General features: G+C 71.2%; 17 protein-coding genes. 7 read left to right on the top strand and 10 right to left on the bottom strand.

The window, feature by feature from the left end; all coding sequences use genetic code 11:
* Positions 1-114 precede the first annotated feature (114 nt).
* Positions 115-873, top strand: a complete 759-nt coding sequence (locus tag ABEB28_RS34195) for an SDR family NAD(P)-dependent oxidoreductase (RefSeq protein ID WP_345732403.1) — start codon at positions 115-117, stop codon at positions 871-873.
* Positions 870-1,673, top strand: a complete 804-nt coding sequence (locus ABEB28_RS34190) for a class I SAM-dependent methyltransferase (protein WP_345732402.1) — start codon at positions 870-872, stop codon at positions 1,671-1,673. Before ABEB28_RS34195 ends, ABEB28_RS34190 begins: the two co-directional genes overlap by 4 nt.
* Positions 1,674-1,871: 198 nt before the next feature.
* On the opposite strand, the gene ABEB28_RS34185 is transcribed toward ABEB28_RS34190, so the two are convergent.
* Positions 1,872-2,921 (bottom strand): UDP-N-acetylmuramate dehydrogenase, encoded by a 1,050-nt coding sequence (locus tag ABEB28_RS34185; protein WP_345732401.1) that lies wholly within the window; start codon positions 2,919-2,921, stop codon positions 1,872-1,874.
* Positions 2,922-3,151: 230 nt separating this feature from the next.
* On the opposite strand from ABEB28_RS34185, the gene ABEB28_RS34180 reads away from it, so the two are divergent.
* Together ABEB28_RS34180 and ABEB28_RS34175 are read left to right on the top strand one after the other, a co-directional pair.
* Positions 3,152-3,910, top strand: coding sequence for a maleylpyruvate isomerase family mycothiol-dependent enzyme (locus ABEB28_RS34180; protein ID WP_345732400.1), 759 nt, complete (start codon positions 3,152-3,154; stop codon positions 3,908-3,910).
* A gap of 6 nt (positions 3,911-3,916) precedes the next feature.
* Positions 3,917-4,561 (top strand): hypothetical protein, encoded by a 645-nt coding sequence (locus ABEB28_RS34175; protein ID WP_345732399.1) that lies wholly within the window; start codon positions 3,917-3,919, stop codon positions 4,559-4,561.
* On the opposite strand, the gene ABEB28_RS34170 is transcribed toward ABEB28_RS34175, so the two are convergent.
* The 3 genes from ABEB28_RS34170 to ABEB28_RS34160 form a co-directional block, all read right to left on the bottom strand.
* Positions 4,542-4,913 carry a DMT family transporter gene (locus ABEB28_RS34170; RefSeq protein WP_345732398.1) on the bottom strand — a complete coding sequence of 124 codons (372 nt, stop codon included), beginning with the start codon at positions 4,911-4,913 and terminating at the stop codon, positions 4,542-4,544. The genes ABEB28_RS34175 and ABEB28_RS34170 overlap by 20 nt on opposite strands.
* 69 nt (positions 4,914-4,982) lie before the next feature.
* On the bottom strand, positions 4,983-5,705 hold the full coding sequence (locus ABEB28_RS34165; RefSeq protein ID WP_345732397.1) for an alanyl-tRNA editing protein: 723 nt from the start codon (positions 5,703-5,705) through the stop codon (positions 4,983-4,985).
* A gap of 5 nt (positions 5,706-5,710) precedes the next feature.
* Positions 5,711-6,166 carry an Lrp/AsnC family transcriptional regulator gene (locus tag ABEB28_RS34160; RefSeq protein ID WP_345732396.1) on the bottom strand — a complete coding sequence of 152 codons (456 nt, stop codon included), beginning with the start codon at positions 6,164-6,166 and terminating at the stop codon, positions 5,711-5,713.
* A 103-nt stretch (positions 6,167-6,269) separates the two neighbouring features.
* Here ABEB28_RS34160 and ABEB28_RS34155 point away from each other — a divergent pair, with 103 nt between their 5' ends.
* Positions 6,270-7,334 carry a Glu/Leu/Phe/Val dehydrogenase dimerization domain-containing protein gene (locus ABEB28_RS34155; RefSeq protein ID WP_345732395.1) on the top strand — a complete coding sequence of 355 codons (1,065 nt, stop codon included), beginning with the start codon at positions 6,270-6,272 and terminating at the stop codon, positions 7,332-7,334.
* Positions 7,335-7,501: 167 nt separating this feature from the next.
* On the opposite strand, the gene ABEB28_RS34150 is transcribed toward ABEB28_RS34155, so the two are convergent.
* The 5 genes from ABEB28_RS34150 to ABEB28_RS34130 all read right to left on the bottom strand — a co-directional run bounded on the left by ABEB28_RS34150 (position 7,502) and on the right by ABEB28_RS34130 (position 11,433).
* Positions 7,502-8,308, bottom strand: a complete 807-nt coding sequence (locus ABEB28_RS34150) for an alpha/beta fold hydrolase (protein WP_345732394.1) — start codon at positions 8,306-8,308, stop codon at positions 7,502-7,504.
* Complete coding sequence (locus ABEB28_RS34145) at positions 8,292-8,594, bottom strand: DUF2516 family protein (RefSeq protein WP_345732393.1); 303 nt, start codon at positions 8,592-8,594, stop codon at positions 8,292-8,294. Before ABEB28_RS34145 ends, ABEB28_RS34150 begins: the two co-directional genes overlap by 17 nt.
* 58 nt (positions 8,595-8,652) lie before the next feature.
* Entirely contained in the window at positions 8,653-9,330 is a 678-nt protein-coding gene (locus tag ABEB28_RS34140; RefSeq protein ID WP_345732392.1) for a DUF4352 domain-containing protein, read from the bottom strand.
* Positions 9,331-9,417: 87 nt separating this feature from the next.
* Positions 9,418-11,106, bottom strand: coding sequence for an EAL domain-containing protein (locus tag ABEB28_RS34135; RefSeq protein ID WP_345732391.1), 1,689 nt, complete (start codon positions 11,104-11,106; stop codon positions 9,418-9,420).
* Positions 11,107-11,232: 126 nt separating this feature from the next.
* On the bottom strand, positions 11,233-11,433 hold the full coding sequence (locus ABEB28_RS34130; RefSeq protein WP_345732390.1) for a VanZ family protein: 201 nt from the start codon (positions 11,431-11,433) through the stop codon (positions 11,233-11,235).
* A 292-nt stretch (positions 11,434-11,725) separates the two neighbouring features.
* On the opposite strand from ABEB28_RS34130, the gene ABEB28_RS34125 reads away from it, so the two are divergent.
* A complete protein-coding gene (locus tag ABEB28_RS34125) occupies positions 11,726-12,352 on the top strand; it encodes a DUF47 domain-containing protein (RefSeq protein WP_345732389.1) in 627 nt (208 codons plus the stop codon).
* A 4-nt stretch (positions 12,353-12,356) separates the two neighbouring features.
* Positions 12,357-13,352: an inorganic phosphate transporter gene (locus ABEB28_RS34120; protein WP_345732388.1), complete on the top strand. Its 996-nt coding sequence runs from the start codon at positions 12,357-12,359 to the stop codon at positions 13,350-13,352.
* 198 nt (positions 13,353-13,550) lie between these two features.
* Here ABEB28_RS34120 and phoU read toward each other — a convergent pair whose 3' ends face one another.
* Positions 13,551-14,213: a phosphate signaling complex protein PhoU gene (phoU, locus tag ABEB28_RS34115; RefSeq protein WP_345732387.1), complete on the bottom strand. Its 663-nt coding sequence runs from the start codon at positions 14,211-14,213 to the stop codon at positions 13,551-13,553.
* Between the last annotated feature and the right edge of the window lie 20 nt (positions 14,214-14,233).

Raw genomic sequence — 14,233 nt, 5'->3', positions numbered from 1 at the left:
CCCCGCGACCCGACCTTACGTAACACTCTCGTCTTCAAGTATCTTCCGCCCACCGTCGTGACCAGCGGCACTCGGTCTTCGGAGTGAGCCACGGCATGCGGCAGGATCGTGCGCATGAACACCCCCAGGCCGGTCGCAGTGGTCACCGGCGCCAGCAGCGGCATCGGAGCAGCGAGCGCACGGCGGTTGGCCGCCGAGGGATTCCAGGTGGCGCTGGGCGCCCGTCGTACCGATCGGCTGGTCGAGCTGGCTGCTGAGATCGACGGCGTCCCGTTGCCGCTGGACGTGACCGACGACGCGTCGGTGGCCGCGTTCGCAGATGCCGTCGCCGCGCTGCCCGGGCCGGTGAACGTGCTGGTCAACAACGCTGGCGGGGCGAAGGGCCAGGACCCGATCGAGTTCGCGGACGTCGCCGACTGGCAGTGGATGTACGAGGTCAACGTGCTCGGCACGCTGCGGGTCACCCGGGCGCTGCTGCCGGCGCTGGAGGCGTCGGGCGCCGGGCACGTCGTACTGATGTCGTCCACCGCGGGGCACGGCGTCTACGAGGGGGGCGCCGGGTACACCGGCGCCAAGCACGCGATCAACGCGTTCGCCCAGACGCTGCGGCTCGAGCTCAACGGGCGGCCGATCCGGGTGACCGAAATCGCACCCGGCATGGTGAAGACCGACGAGTTCGCGCTGGTCCGCTTCGACGGTGACCAGGCCCGCGCCGAGAAGGTCTACGAGGGTGTGGCCGAGCCGCTGACCGCCGACGACATCGCGGACTGCGTCGCCTGGACCGTGACCCGCCCGCCGCACGTCGACATCGACCTGCTCGTCGTCCGACCGATCGCGCAGGCCGCGAACCACAAGGTGCACCGGACCACATGAAGCGCCGGCCGCGGCTTGCCGCGGGCCGGGCTCGCGCGCTCGGGTTGCCCACCCGCGGCACCACCAACCCCAACCGACTGCGCCGGATGGACCGGTGGCTGGTCGCGACGCAGGCTCCCCTGCTGCGGGGTTCGCCGCTGGTCGTCGACCTCGGGTACGGGTCGTCGCCGGTCACGACCGTGGAGCTCTACACCCGGCTCCGGTCGGTCTGTCCGGACGTCCGGGTCGTCGGGCTCGAGCTGGACGCCGAGCGAGTGGCCGCCGCCGCCGAGGCCGCCGATCCGCCCACGCTGACGTTCCGGCGCGGCGGGTTCGAACTGGCCGGGTTGCGCCCGACGGTGGTGCGCGCGGCGAACGTGCTCCGGCAGTACGAGGAGGCCGCCGCGGCCGACGCCTGGCGGACGGTGTGCGGAGGGCTGGCGCCGGACGGGCTGTTCGTCGACGGGACCTGCGACGAGCTGGGCCGGATCGGCGGGTGGGTCGCGCTCGGGCCGGAGGGTCCACGGACGCTGACGTTCGCGGTGCGGGTGGCCTCGCTGGACCGCCCCTCGACGCTCGCCGAGCGGCTACCGAAGGCGCTGATCCACCGGAACGTGCCGGGCGAGCGCGTGCACGAGCTGCTCACCGCGTTCGACGCGGCCTGGGACGCCGCCGCCGCGATCGCACCGTTCGGGCCTCGGCAACGCTGGGTCGACGCGGTGTCCCGGCTCGCTGCGGACGGCTGGCCGGTGCTGGGTGACCGCCGCCGCTGGCGCCTGGGCGAGGTCACGTTCCCCTGGGGCGCCGTAGCCCCGAGGTGACGCGGTTCGCCCTGCGCCGCCTCTGGCCTCCCACGACACCCGCCCGGAAGGGCACCACCGCACACGGCCGCCCGCCACACCGGCCGCCCGCCACACCGGCCGCCCGCCGCGTTGGCAATCTTCCCGAAAATCCGCCCCGCGGCGGCGCGGGACGGGCGCTCTTCCCGAAAAACCGCCCCCGCGGCGGGCGGTCGGTGCTCAGGCGGGCACGGACGAGAAGTCCACGCCTACCAGGCGGGGTTCCGGGACGAGCGTCACGCCGAACGCGTCCCGCACCCCGGCGACGATCTCCTCGGCGAGCGACAGCAGCGCCGCCGTCGTTCCGTCGCCACGGTTCGTCAGCGCGAGCGTGTGCTTGGTCGAGATCGCTACCCCGTCGCGTCCGTATCCGCGGCGGAAGCCGGCGCGCTCGATGAGCCAGGCCGCGGACGTCTTCACCCGCCCGTCGGCGCCCTCCCACCGCGGCGGCGCCTCCGGAAGCCGCGCTTCCAGCTCCGCGAAGACGGCCGGGTCGAGCACCGGGTTGGTGAAGAACGACCCCACGCTCCGGGTGTCCGGGTCGTCCGGGTCCAGCACCATGCCCTTGCCCCGACGCAACGCCAGCACCGCGTCCCGGACGTCGCCGAGCGGGGCAGTACCGCCCGCGGGCACTCCCAGCACCCTGGTGAGCTCGCCGTAGCGGAGCGGCTGCGACTCGCGCTGCGGGGTGAGCCGGAAGCGCACCGACAGCACGACGTACCGGTCGGTCTCCTTGAACGTCGAGTGCCGGTAGCCGAAGCCGCACTCGGCCGCCGAGAGCTGCACGACCTGGTCGGCGACCCGGTCGTAGACGGTCACGTCGATGAGTGTCTCGGCGACCTCGGCCCCGTAGGCGCCGACGTTCTGGATCGGCGTCGCTCCGGTGGAGCCCGGGATGCCGGACAGGCACTCCAGCCCCGACCAGCCCTCCGCGACGGCCTCCGCGACCAGCGCGTCCCAGTCGTGGCCCGCCTGCACGGTGGCTTCGATCGCGTCGCCGCGGCGGGAGGCCACCACCCCGCCGGAGCGCACGAGCACCACCGTGCCCCGGAAACCCTGGTCAGCGACCACGACATTGCTGCCGCCGGCCAGCACCAGGAGCGGCTGGCCGGTGGCGTCGGCCAATCGCACCGCCTCGACGATCTCGGACGCGTCGGCGGCGGTGACCAGAGTGGCCGCCGGACCGCCGAGACCGAGCGTGGTCAGGGGCGCCAGGGAAGCGTCGCTCACGCAGCGAACGATACGGCGCGACGCCGGGTTGCCGACGGCCCGCCCGGGGTATCGGAGCGGTGCCCACGTGCCGTACACCGCTCTCCGTGCCGACGTCGTCACCCGTCGGGGACCGTCCGCGCGCCGCCGAGCGTCGGACCCCATAGGCTGGTGGACGAGCACCGCGGGTGTACCCGGCGACGTTGATCGATCGCGGGGCCGTCGGCCCCCACCACGACAGGACGCGACCCATGAGCGAGCACCGCTTGACGGCGGAGTTCTGGCTGGACAGTCTGCGGCGCGAGGGCGCCGCTTTCCGCGCGGCGGTGACGCCCGAGACGCTCGCCGCACCGGTGCCCTCCTGTCCGGAGTGGAACGTGGAGCAGCTCGTCGCCCACGTCGGCGAGGTCTACCGGTTCCACGCTGCCCACCTCGTTCGCGGCGTGTCCACCCCGCCGGACGAAGACGAGCCGGCAGCGCCGACCGGCCCCGCCGTGATCGAGTGGTGGGACGAGTCGTTCCGAACGATCGTCGCCGCGTTGGAGTCCACGGACCCGGCCGCCCCGGCGTGGAACTGGTCCATCCAGGAACCGGTCGCGAAGTTCTGGTTCCGCCGGATGGCACACGAAACCGCGGTGCACCGCTGGGACGCCGAGCTGGCGGCAGGTGCGGCGCTGACCGAACCGATCGAGACACGGCTGGCGGTGGACGGCGTCGACGAGGCGCTCGACACCTTTCTCCCGGCCGGACACCGCGCCGGGCCGGAGAACCTCCGCGGGGTCGTGACGCTGCGCAGCACCGACGCGGACGCGCACTGGGCGGTACGGCTGCGCGGCGCCGGCATGTCGCTACTCGACACCGGGACGGTGTTCGACGACCCGCCGCACGCCCAAACCGCGATGAGCGGCACGGCCAGCGACCTCATCCTCGCGCTCTGGAGCCGGGTGCCGCTCTCGGTGCTGACCGTGGAGGGCAACCCTGAGCTGCCCAAAGCACTGCTGATCGGCTGAGACCCGATGGCCGCGGTGGTGGGGGTCGCTGGTTCGGGCAGCCCGGAGCGGGACGAGTGGTCGGCCGCGCTCTCCCGCGGTGTGGCGGCCGCGGGCACGGTGGGGACGTTGCCTGCCCTGTCGATCGTCGCCGTCGGGGACCAGCCACTGCCGGACCCCGACGACACTGCTGTCCGACGCCTACTGGACGCGTTGGGCAGCACCGACCCGCTGCTGGTGGAGCTGGCCCGCTCCCTGCACGGCTACCTCACCGGGAACGCGTCGGCCACGATCGAGCGGGTGACCGCCGCTCTGGAGCCGGACACCGCGGTGCTGGTCGGCCACGGATTCGGCGCGGTGGTGGCCTTCGACGTCCTGCGTCGGGCGCGGACCAAGGGGATCCGCGGGCTGGTGACGCTGGGATCGCCGCTGAGCCTGGAGGCGGTTCGCCGGGCGCTGAACGTTCCGGAGCCGCTGACCGCGCCGGACGGCGTCCGATGGATCAACGTGCTCGACCCGGAGGACCTCCGCACCGGTGGAGAAGGGCTCGCCGACCTCGGCCCCGGGATAACCGATGAATATGTGGACAACGGCGCACCACCGCACTCCGCCCTGGCCTACCTCGCCCAGGGCCCGACCGGCCGCGCGATCCTCACCGGTCTGACGGGCTGACCGCCGGTGGTGGCGCGGCCTCGCTGTGGCTGGCGCCGCTGAGGTTCACCAGGACGACGCCCGCGACGATCAGCAATATCCCGGTGATCGCCGCAACCCCCAGCTTGTCACCGAACACCACCCAGCCGATGATCGCGATCAGCCCGGTGCCCACCCCGGCCCAGACCGCGTAGGCGGTACCGAGACCGAGCCCGGCCTTCAGCGCCTGGGAAAGTCCCACGAACGAGAAGCCGTAGCCGAGCACGACGACGATGCTCGCCCAGAGCACGGTGAACCCCTGCGACGCTTTGAGGGCGCTCGTGGCGATCACCTCCGCCACGATGGCCGACGCCAACCAGACCCAAGCGCCCACGACGTTCGCCCTCCTCAACCCGCCCGGAGCCTCGGATCGTACGTCGCCACCGGCCGGGCAGCTCGGGCGTCAGTCGGCCAGGCGTAGCCGAACTCGGCGGAAGCCCCGCCCCTTGTTCTCGATCTTCGCCACCGTGATCCGGCCGATCTGCTTCGTCGACGCCACGTGGGTTCCCCCGTCGGCCTGCGCGTCCAGCCCGATGATGTCGACGACCCGCACCTCGGCCAGGTCCGGCGGCAGCAGGTTCGTCGCGGTCCGGATGATGTCCGGGATCGCGAACGCTTCCTCGCGCGGGAGCACCTTCACCTCGACCGGCCGGTCGGCGGCGACCTCGACGTTGACTGATTCCTCCAGCGTCTGCTTGAACCCGGCCGGTACCTCGGTCAGGTTGAAGTCCATCCGCGCCTCGCCCGGCTCCATGTTGCCGCCGGTCACCAGTGCGCCGAAGTCCCGGAAGACCACGCCGCAGAGGACGTGCAGGCCGGAGTGCGTCCGCATCAGGAGCGTGCGGCGCTCGTCGTCGAGCGCACCGCGGACGGCCGTCCCGACCGGAGGGAGCGGGTCGCCCTCGGCCGGGATCAGGTAGAGATCGTCGCCCTTGCGGGTGCCGGCGATCCGGGTCTGGGTGCCGCCCCAGAGCAGGGTGCCGTGGTCCGGCGGCTGCCCCCCACCGCCGGGGTAGAACGCCGAGCGGTCGAGGACGATGCCCTGCTCCCGGTCGACGTGCAGGACGACGGCGTCCCACTCGCGCAACGTCGGGTCGAGAAGGTCGAGTCGGTGGGTATGCGGCATGACCGTCACGGTAGCGGCGTGATCACCGGGTTACGCGTGTGCTGGTAGATCACCGAACTGTTGAAGCCGACGACCTCGCGCCGCCCGCTCAGCCGGTCCATCAGGAAGTTGTGCATCGCGTCCACGTCCGGCACGGCGACGTGCAGCAAGAAGTCGTCCCGACCGGCCACGACGTAGACCGAGAGCACCTCGGGTAGCGCCGCCGCGTAGCCCTTGAAGCCCTCGATCACCTCGCGGTTGAGCGGCCGGACCTGCACCGAGATGAGTGCCTGCACCCGCCGGTTGAGCGCGGCCAGATCGACGCCGGCATGGAACCCGGTCAGCACCCCGGCGGCCCGCAATGCTCGGACCCGTTCCAGACACGTCGAGGGCGCGATCCCCACCGCTGCGGCCAGCTGCCGGTTGGTCTGCCGTGCGTCGCGCTGCAGGTGGGCCAGGATCGCCGAATCCAGTTCGTCCACGACCGGGATTATGCCGCAGGAGCCGAATTTCATTCGGCATCAGGTCCAAAGCTCCATACGGACGCCTAGCTTCGAGGCACTTCGCCGTGTTCTAGGGAGCGCCATGTTCACTCATGAAGAGGTCCACGTCACCACCGGACGGCGATCCGGATTGCCGATCGCGATCGCCGTGCACTCCACCGCGCTGGGCCCGGCACTCGGCGGCTGCCGACTCTGGACGTACCCCGACTGGCGGGACGGGATCGAGGACGCCCTGCGCCTGTCGTCCGCGATGACCGCCAAGACCGCGTTGGCGGGGCTGGCCAACGGCGGCGGCAAGACCGTCGTCGCGCTCCCGCCCGGCACGCACCTCGACGTCGACGACCGGCGCGCGGTGCTGCACGACGTCGGGGACGCCATCGAGGCATTCGGCGGCCGATACGGCACCGGGCCGGACGTGGGTACCGGGGTCGACGACATGGTGACGATCGGCGAGCGCACCGACCACGTGTTCTGCCGTCCCGCGTCGCACGGGGGCAGCGGCAGCTCGTCACCCGGCACCGCGGCCGGGGTTGTCGCGGCGCTGCGGGCGACGGTCGCCCACCTCTCCGGACCCGCCGATCCGGCTGAGCACTCTCCGCAGGCGCCGGTCGAGAAGAGTTCGTTCGCGGTGGTCGGTCTCGGATCGGTCGGCGCGGACGTCGCCCGCCGACTCGCGGTCGCCGGCGCGCGGCTGGTCGTCTCCGACGTCCGGCCGGACGCCAAGGCACTCGCCGACGAGTTGGGCGCCGAGTGGGTCGCGCCGGAGGAGGCGCTCACCGCCGAGGTCGACGTGCTGGTGCCGGCTGCACTGGGCGGGGTGCTGACGCCTGCGCTCGTGCCGCAGCTGCGGTGCCGCGCCGTGGTGGGTCCGGCGAACAACCAGCTCGCCTCCCCGGACGTCGCTGGACTGCTGCACGACCGGGGCATCCTGTGGGCGCCGGACTACGTGGCCAGCGCAGGCGGCATCGTCCACGCGGTCGCGGTCGAGCTCTACCGGGAGCCCGAGTACGTCGTCGCCGCGCGGATCGAGCGGATCGGCGAGACGCTGACGGAGGTTTACCGGATGGCTGCCGAGTCGGGGGTGGCTCCCGCTACCGCCGCCGAGGCACTGGTCGCCGCCAAACTGACCCAAGCCACCCACTCGTAACGCCGAGGCCGGGGCACCGACGCGGGCGGATTTTCGGGAAGACCACCTCACAGCGCGCCCAGAGGTGGCCTTTCGGGAAAACCACCCCGCCCACCACGCGGACACGTTGACTTCCGGGAAAAGCGCCCCCCACCCCCGAACGAGAGACGAGCACGCGCGCGAGCGGCTCAGCGGAGGAAGTGGGCGAGTCTCGACCGAAGATCGGCGCGCTGGTTCCAGAGCACGCCCGGCTCGTCGTACACGTGGAGCTCCGCGTTCGGCAGCGCGTCCGCGAGCTCCTCGGCGACGCCGGTGGGGTGGAGCGGATCGCCCACACAGCCGATCACCAGCGCCGGGGCCCGCACCGCGCACAGCGCGTCGGCTGCGGGCACGGCGGTCAACGTGGGCAGACGGCGCAGGGCCTCCACCATGCCGGGTGCTCGGAGCGCGGCCACCCGCTGCCGGACGTAGGTCCGGGCGGCCGCGCTCCCGGCGAAGCCCGGCGGCACCTCGAGCGCGACGACGGCGGCCAGCTGCTCGTCGTCCTGGCTCTCCAGCGCGTCCGCCAGTGCGGCGAACCGACTTCGGGCGTCCGGCGGGCGGGGCCGATCGAGCACGGCGGGCAGGAAGAACACCAGCCGATCGAAGCGGCTGGGAGAGTCGGCGACGAGCCGGGTGAGCGCGCCGGCGCCGAGGCTGACCCCGACCGCGTGGGTGGCGTCGTGAGTGTCCGCTACACGGCGCAGATCGTCGGCGAGGGTGTCGTAGGTCCAGTCCGCCGGCAGTGGCGCGGAACCGCCGTGCCCGCGGAACGCGAGGAAGACTCGGGTGCCGCCCACCCCGGAGCCGAGCGGACGGGTGTCGGCGATGCCGCCGCCGAAGCCGTGCGCGAAGACGGTGATCGGGTCGCCGCCGCCGGTGGCCAGCCAGTCGACGTCACCGACGCGACCGGCGAGCCGGGACGCGGTCAGGCCGTGCCTACCAGCGGCTGCCACCGCCGCTGATCTCCCGGATCCGCGGCCGGACGTCGAGCAGGTACACCAGCGCCGCGATCAGAGCGATCATCGCGAACAGCATGCCGAAGGCGTAGAACAGCAGCGACGCGAGCATCGTGCCGCCGATGAGCGCCAGCCAGACGCCCTTCTGCAGTGTCTCCACCGCCGGGAATGCCTCCGCTTTCTGCAGCAGCGCATGCACGAACGCCCAGGCCTCTAGCCCGAGGCTGACGACCAGGACCACCACATTGATGATCCCGATGACTTGGCCGACCCATCCACCCACGTGTCCAGCCTACGGGAGTGCGCGAAGTAAGGGGCGTTGACCCGATCAGCGGCTTGCGCTACTTCAGCGAGATCTCGACCTCGTCGTCGTAGTCACCCACCGGGTTCATCTTCAACGTGGCCGGCTTCTGGTCGGTCGGGATGTCGAAAACGATCACGCCGGTCGCGGACTTCTTCGGGTAGATGTTCTCGAACAGCGGCAGCTTGTCGTCCGGGTTGGCCTTGTACGACTGCCACTCGACGAGGGCCTCGCCACCGTTCTCGTCGATCAGCTTGGTACCGAAGTCCTTCGGCTTGACCGCTTTGGCGCCGGTGTTCTCGAACTTGAGGTCGATCAGGCAGAAGTGCCCCTTCTCGCTCTCATAGGCTCCGTAGCCACTGCCGACCGTCTTGGTGCCACAGCGAGGTGCGCTGGTCACGGTGATCAGCAGGTCACCCTGGCGGACCGGCTTGCCGATGACGCCCCGCCCGCTGGTGGGCGCGGTGGAGTCGGCGCCGGGATCGCTGCTGCTGGCCGGGTCTGCGGCCGCCGGGTCGGAGCTGCTGGCCACGGCCGGGTCGTCGGACGAGCCGCGGTTGGAGACGTAGACCGCGGCGATCACCCCTCCGGCGATCATGATCAGCACCGCGACCGCGATGATCGCGCCGACGATCAGACCGACCGAACGTTTCGGTTGCTCCGGCGGCGGAGGCGTCCCGTAGCCGGAGTAGTAGCCGGGCGCCTCAGGCTGTGCCATTGCGAAAAACTCCAGAGTCCGACGTCCACACGTGACCGCAGCATCCAACCACGCCGCCGATCCCGCTCGGAGCGGCTTCAGGATGCCTTAAGCCTGGCGCTCGTGGGTCGCGCTGAGGACGGGTCGGCTGGCGTACTGCACTCGGACGCCCGGGTCGGCGTAGTTCGCGGCCACCCACGCGGTGCCGCCCAGTTGGCGGGCGTAACGCATCAGCTCGGCGAGCCGTACCGAGAGGCCGGACGGGTCGGTCGCGGCGGACGGTGGGCAGTCCAGCGTGCCGACCGTGACGTCGACCGCACGTCCGTACCGGTCCTCGGGGCGGACGTCGAGCAACGAACGGATCGTCCGGTCCACCGCGGACCGATCGGTCAGCAGCACGAACGCCCCGGCACCGAAGTGCCCCAGCCAGCTGCCGCCGCCCATCGACGCGGCGACCCGACGCAGCACGGCCGCGGACTCGACGACGAGCGCGTTGCCCGCGAGGAACCCCTCGGCCTCGATCACCGCCTCGCGGTCGACCTCCACCCAGCTGATCGCCACGCCGGACGCCTCGCGAACTCGGCGCCGCACGGTCTCCTCGATGACCTTGCCGCTGGGGAGTTCGGTGAGCGGGTCCAGCGAGATCGCGACGTCCACCTGGTTGCGCTGGGAGGCGGTCAGCAGGTCGGCGACGCGCACGATGCCGACGCACCGCCCGTCGCGGTCCGCGACCACCAGGTCGTCGTAGACACGGCTGCGCGACCGGGAGGTGACCAGACGGATCGCCTCGGCGACCGGGGTGTCGGGCGCGACCAGCCGGGGCTTCACCGCGTGCTGCAGGACACTGCGCCGGGCGTGCAGCGCGTGCCCGAACGGGCCGCTGGCCGCGAGCATGAACGTTCCCCGAGGGATGACGCCTGCGATCTGACCCGCCTCGTCGATCAGGACGACGGTCAGCAGGTCCTCGTCCAGGCCGAACAGGTCGCGGATCTCGTCGCCGGACGCGTCGACCGACGCCGACATCGCCCGGCGCAGGAGCTCGCGGAGCGTCTGCCCCTCGAACGCCTCGCCGCCGGTGGCCGGGTCGGTCGCGGCCGCCGCGGGCAGGTCGTCGGCGAGCGGCGGTACGGCGACGACGTCGCTCCACTGGCTTTCCGGGCCGCCGAAGTAGGCGCCTTGCCCGTAGCCCACTCCGATCGATCGCAGCGTCGAGACCGTGGCCGCGGTGTCGACGCCGGTCGCCATCAGCGTCGCCCCGAGCTTGCGGGCGAACAGCACGGTCGCCTCGATCACCGCGGACGCCTCCGGGTACTCACCGAGCGCGGAGACGACCGTCCGGTGGACCTTGATCACCTGCGGGTGGATGGCGGCCAGCACGGAGAGCGAGCCGTGGAACGCACCGACGTCGTCGACGCCGATCGCGAACCCGTGCCTGCGGAGTGCCGCACATCGGCGACGCAGGCTCACCACGTCGCTCATGCAGTGCCGTTCGGCGAGCTGAACGGTGACTGTGTCGGGTGCGCGGCGGGTCGCGGCGCAGCGTTCCGCGAGCCGGTCGGGTAACCCGGGGTCCTGCAGCAGCGCGTCCGGGTGCAGCGGGAGGTGGACCGGTGTCGGTAGCCCGGCGGCCAGGTCCAGCACGCGGAGAGGCCCGGGGTCGGAGCCGGGCCGGGAGCCGTGCCTACCTGGGAAGACCTCGTGGGCCGGTACCCGGCCGCTGAAGAGGTCGACCACGGGCTGATAACCGATGTCCGCCCCGGCGACCGGCGCGTCGAAATGTTGAGTCGATTCCCCCACGCGATCAGTATTCAGTCGTCACCGCGGCCACAGCCATACCCGCTGACCAGCGTTAATCCCGCATCCGACCGCCGTTCACCCGGACGACGCCGCCGATTGTCCGCGTCACTTCCGGGTACTGGCCAGTCACCGAACGAGGCGCGCCAGCAGCCAGCCCAGCGCGATGCCGACCACGTCGGCCAGGGCGTCCCACACGCTGGCCGAGCGGCCGAGCGCCGGCACCGCCTGGACGACCTCGGAGGCGATCGCGTAGAGGGTCAACGTCGGGAGCAACCAGGCGGTCGGCACACCGGCGCGCCGGCCGGTCAACGCCAGCGCGGCGAACAACGCGCCGTGAACGAGCTTGTCGGTTCCGGGCGGAAAGCCGGATGGAACATCATCATTGGGTAGGAAAAGAACAAAGAAACTGACAATGACGACGACACCGAAGGACGCTTGCCAGGACCGCGTTCCGAACCTCCGGCGCACACCACCTGGCTGGCCGCCCTCATGAACGCGCAGAGCACACCACCGGTGACTCAGGGCACTGCAGTCGCCCGCTGCAACGGGTCCCGACAGCTTTACCTAGCATCACCACGCAGAACACCTTCCTGCCACCTCGACGCCATCAGGGGTTCACGTGCGTTTCCGGCTCCGCCCCACCGAGACCGCCTTCTACGACTTCTTCAGCCAGGCCGCGGACAACCTGGTGAAGGGCGCGGACATCCTGGGCGAGCTGAGCCTCCCGGATCCGGACTTCCAGTCGATCTCCGACCGGATGCGGGACATCGAGCACGCCAATGACGAGGTTACGCACGAGCTGCTGCGCAAGCTGAACTCGACGTTCGTGACGCCGTTCGACCGCGAGGACATCTACCAGCTGGGCTCGCTGCTCGACGACGTCATGGACCACATGGAGGGCGCGGGCAACCTGGTCTACCTCTACGGGTTGTCGCAGCTGCCGGCACTGCCGCGGGAGATGCACGACCTGATCGAGACGCTCGGCCGCGCGGCCCAGCTGACCGCGTCCGCGATGCCCCGTCTGCGGTCGCTCAAGGACCTCGAGTCGTACTGGATCGAGGCCAACCGGATCGAGAACGAGGGCGACCACGCCTACCGCATGCTGCTCGTCCGCCTGTTCAGCGGGGAGTACGACGCCTTGACCGTGATGAAGCTCAAGGAGGTGGCGGACGAGCTGGAGGCGGCCGCCGACGCCTTCGAGCACGTTGCGAACACGGTCGAGACGATCGCGGTCAAGGAGTCCTGACCCGGTGGAGATCCTCCCGGTCCTCGCGATCATCATCATCGCGCTGGCGTTCGACTACACCAACGGTTTCCACGACGCAGCGAACGCGATCGCGACGTCGGTCTCCACCCGCGCGCTCACACCGAGGGCCGCGCTGATCATGGCCGCGGTGGCCAACTTCGCCGGCGCGTTGCTCGGCACCGACGTCGCCAAGACCGTCGGCGAGGGCATCGTCTCGGCCCCGACCGGCGGCGAAGGCCTGCTGCTGGTGTTCAGCGCGCTCTTCGGCGCGATCGTCTGGAACCTCATCACCTGGTACTTCGGGCTGCCCTCGTCGTCCTCGCACGCGTTGATCGGCGGCCTGGTCGGTGCGGCGCTGTCGTCCGACGCGATCGTCAAGTGGGCCGGCGTCTTCGACAAGGTCGTCGTCCCGATGATCTTCTCGCCGCTGGTCGGCTTCGGCCTCGGGTACCTGCTGATGCTCGCGATCCTCTGGGCGTTCCGGCGGGCACACCCGGCGAAGATGAGCCGGGGCTTCCGGTACGCCCAGACCGTCTCGGCCGGTGCGATGGCGCTCGGGCACGGCCTGCAGGACGCCCAGAAGACGATGGGTGTGATCGTCCTGGCGCTGGTCGTCGGTGGCTACCAGACGACTTTCGAGGTGCCGCTCTGGGTGGTCACCATCGTCGCGTTGGCGCTCGCGGCCGGAACCTACGCCGGTGGGTGGCGGATCATGCGGACGCTCGGCCGCCGGATCATTCACCTCGACCCGCCTCGCGGCTTCGCCGCCGAGACGGCCGCCGCGGCGGTGCTCTACACGACCGCGTACGTGTTCCACGTGCCGATCTCGACGACGCACACGATCACGTCGTCGGTGATGGGTGTCGGGGCGACGAAGCGGCTGTCGGCGGTGCGGTGGGGCGTGGCGACGAACATCGTGACGGCGTGGGTTCTCACGATCCCGGCCGCTGCGCTGGTTGCCGCGGCTCTCGAGTCCGTCCTCCATCCGCTGTTCTTCTGAACCCCACTCATTCCAACGAGTTGCGCTGAATTGGCGTCGCCGTGGTTATCGTGGGCGCGAGGAGGAGTCGACATGATCGCGCTGCCGTATGACTGGCACCAGCCGCCGTCCGGTGTCTGGACCCTGCGCGATGTCGAACGCCTCCCCGAAGGCTCCCGGGTCGAGGTCATCGATGGAGCGGTCCAAATACAAGCGGTACTAGCTGAGCTTTTCGTCGCGTTCGCGGGGCATCTCGCCGGTGACGAGGTAAACGACACCGTCGGCGATCGAGACCGCGTGATCGGCGAAGCGCTCGTAGTACCGCCCGAGCAACGCCACGTCGATCGCCGACTCGACGCCGTACGGCCAGCTGTCCAGCAGCATGCGGAACAGCGTCCGACGCAGGCCGTCCATGGCGTCGTCGTCGATCGCGAGCCGCCCGGCGTCGGCGGCATCGGTGGAGTGCAGCACCGCACCGGCGCTCTGTGCCATCCGGGTGGCCACCTCGCCCATCCGGCGGATCAGCGGGAACAGTGGGTCCGGCACCGCAGAGGCGGGATGGCGCCGCACCGCGACCTTTGCGACGTGGTGGGCGAGCGACCCCATCCGATGGATGTCCCCACCGACCTTGATCGCCATCACCATCGTCCGCAGGTCGCTGGCGACCGGCTGCTGCAACGCCAGGACCTCGTACGTCTGGTCCTCCACGGCGCGCCGCGCAGCGTCCAACCGGGTCGCCTGCTCGGCGACCGCCTCGGCGACGGCCAAGTCCGCGCCGAGCAACGCGACGGTCGCCCGCTCCATCGCGGTCGCCGCCGTGTCCGTCATGTCGGCCAACGCTCCCCGGATCGCATCCAGCTGACCGTGAAACCCCTCGCGCACGTGGCACCCTTCGACCGGCC

It is taken from the genome of Cryptosporangium minutisporangium, assembly GCF_039536245.1.
In the GTDB taxonomy this organism is placed as follows: Bacteria; Actinomycetota; Actinomycetes; order Mycobacteriales; family Cryptosporangiaceae; genus Cryptosporangium; species Cryptosporangium minutisporangium.
This window is presented reverse-complemented; position numbering and strand designations above follow the sequence as displayed.

Excerpts from the sequence above, each read along its gene's own strand:
- ABEB28_RS34175 (WP_345732399.1), top strand. The coding sequence starts at position 3,917 with ATGGCCGCGGTGGTGGGGGTCGCTGGTTCGGGCAGCCCGGAGCGGGAC.
- ABEB28_RS34190 (WP_345732402.1), top strand. The coding sequence starts at position 870 with ATGAAGCGCCGGCCGCGGCTTGCCGCGGGCCGGGCTCGCGCGCTCGGG.
- ABEB28_RS34165 (WP_345732397.1), bottom strand. The coding sequence starts at position 5,705 with ATGCCGCATACCCACCGACTCGACCTTCTCGACCCGACGTTGCGCGAG.
- ABEB28_RS34140 (WP_345732392.1), bottom strand. The coding sequence starts at position 9,330 with ATGGCACAGCCTGAGGCGCCCGGCTACTACTCCGGCTACGGGACGCCT.
- ABEB28_RS34195 (WP_345732403.1), top strand. The coding sequence starts at position 115 with ATGAACACCCCCAGGCCGGTCGCAGTGGTCACCGGCGCCAGCAGCGGC.
- ABEB28_RS34180 (WP_345732400.1), top strand. The coding sequence starts at position 3,152 with ATGAGCGAGCACCGCTTGACGGCGGAGTTCTGGCTGGACAGTCTGCGG.
- ABEB28_RS34155 (WP_345732395.1), top strand. The coding sequence starts at position 6,270 with ATGTTCACTCATGAAGAGGTCCACGTCACCACCGGACGGCGATCCGGA.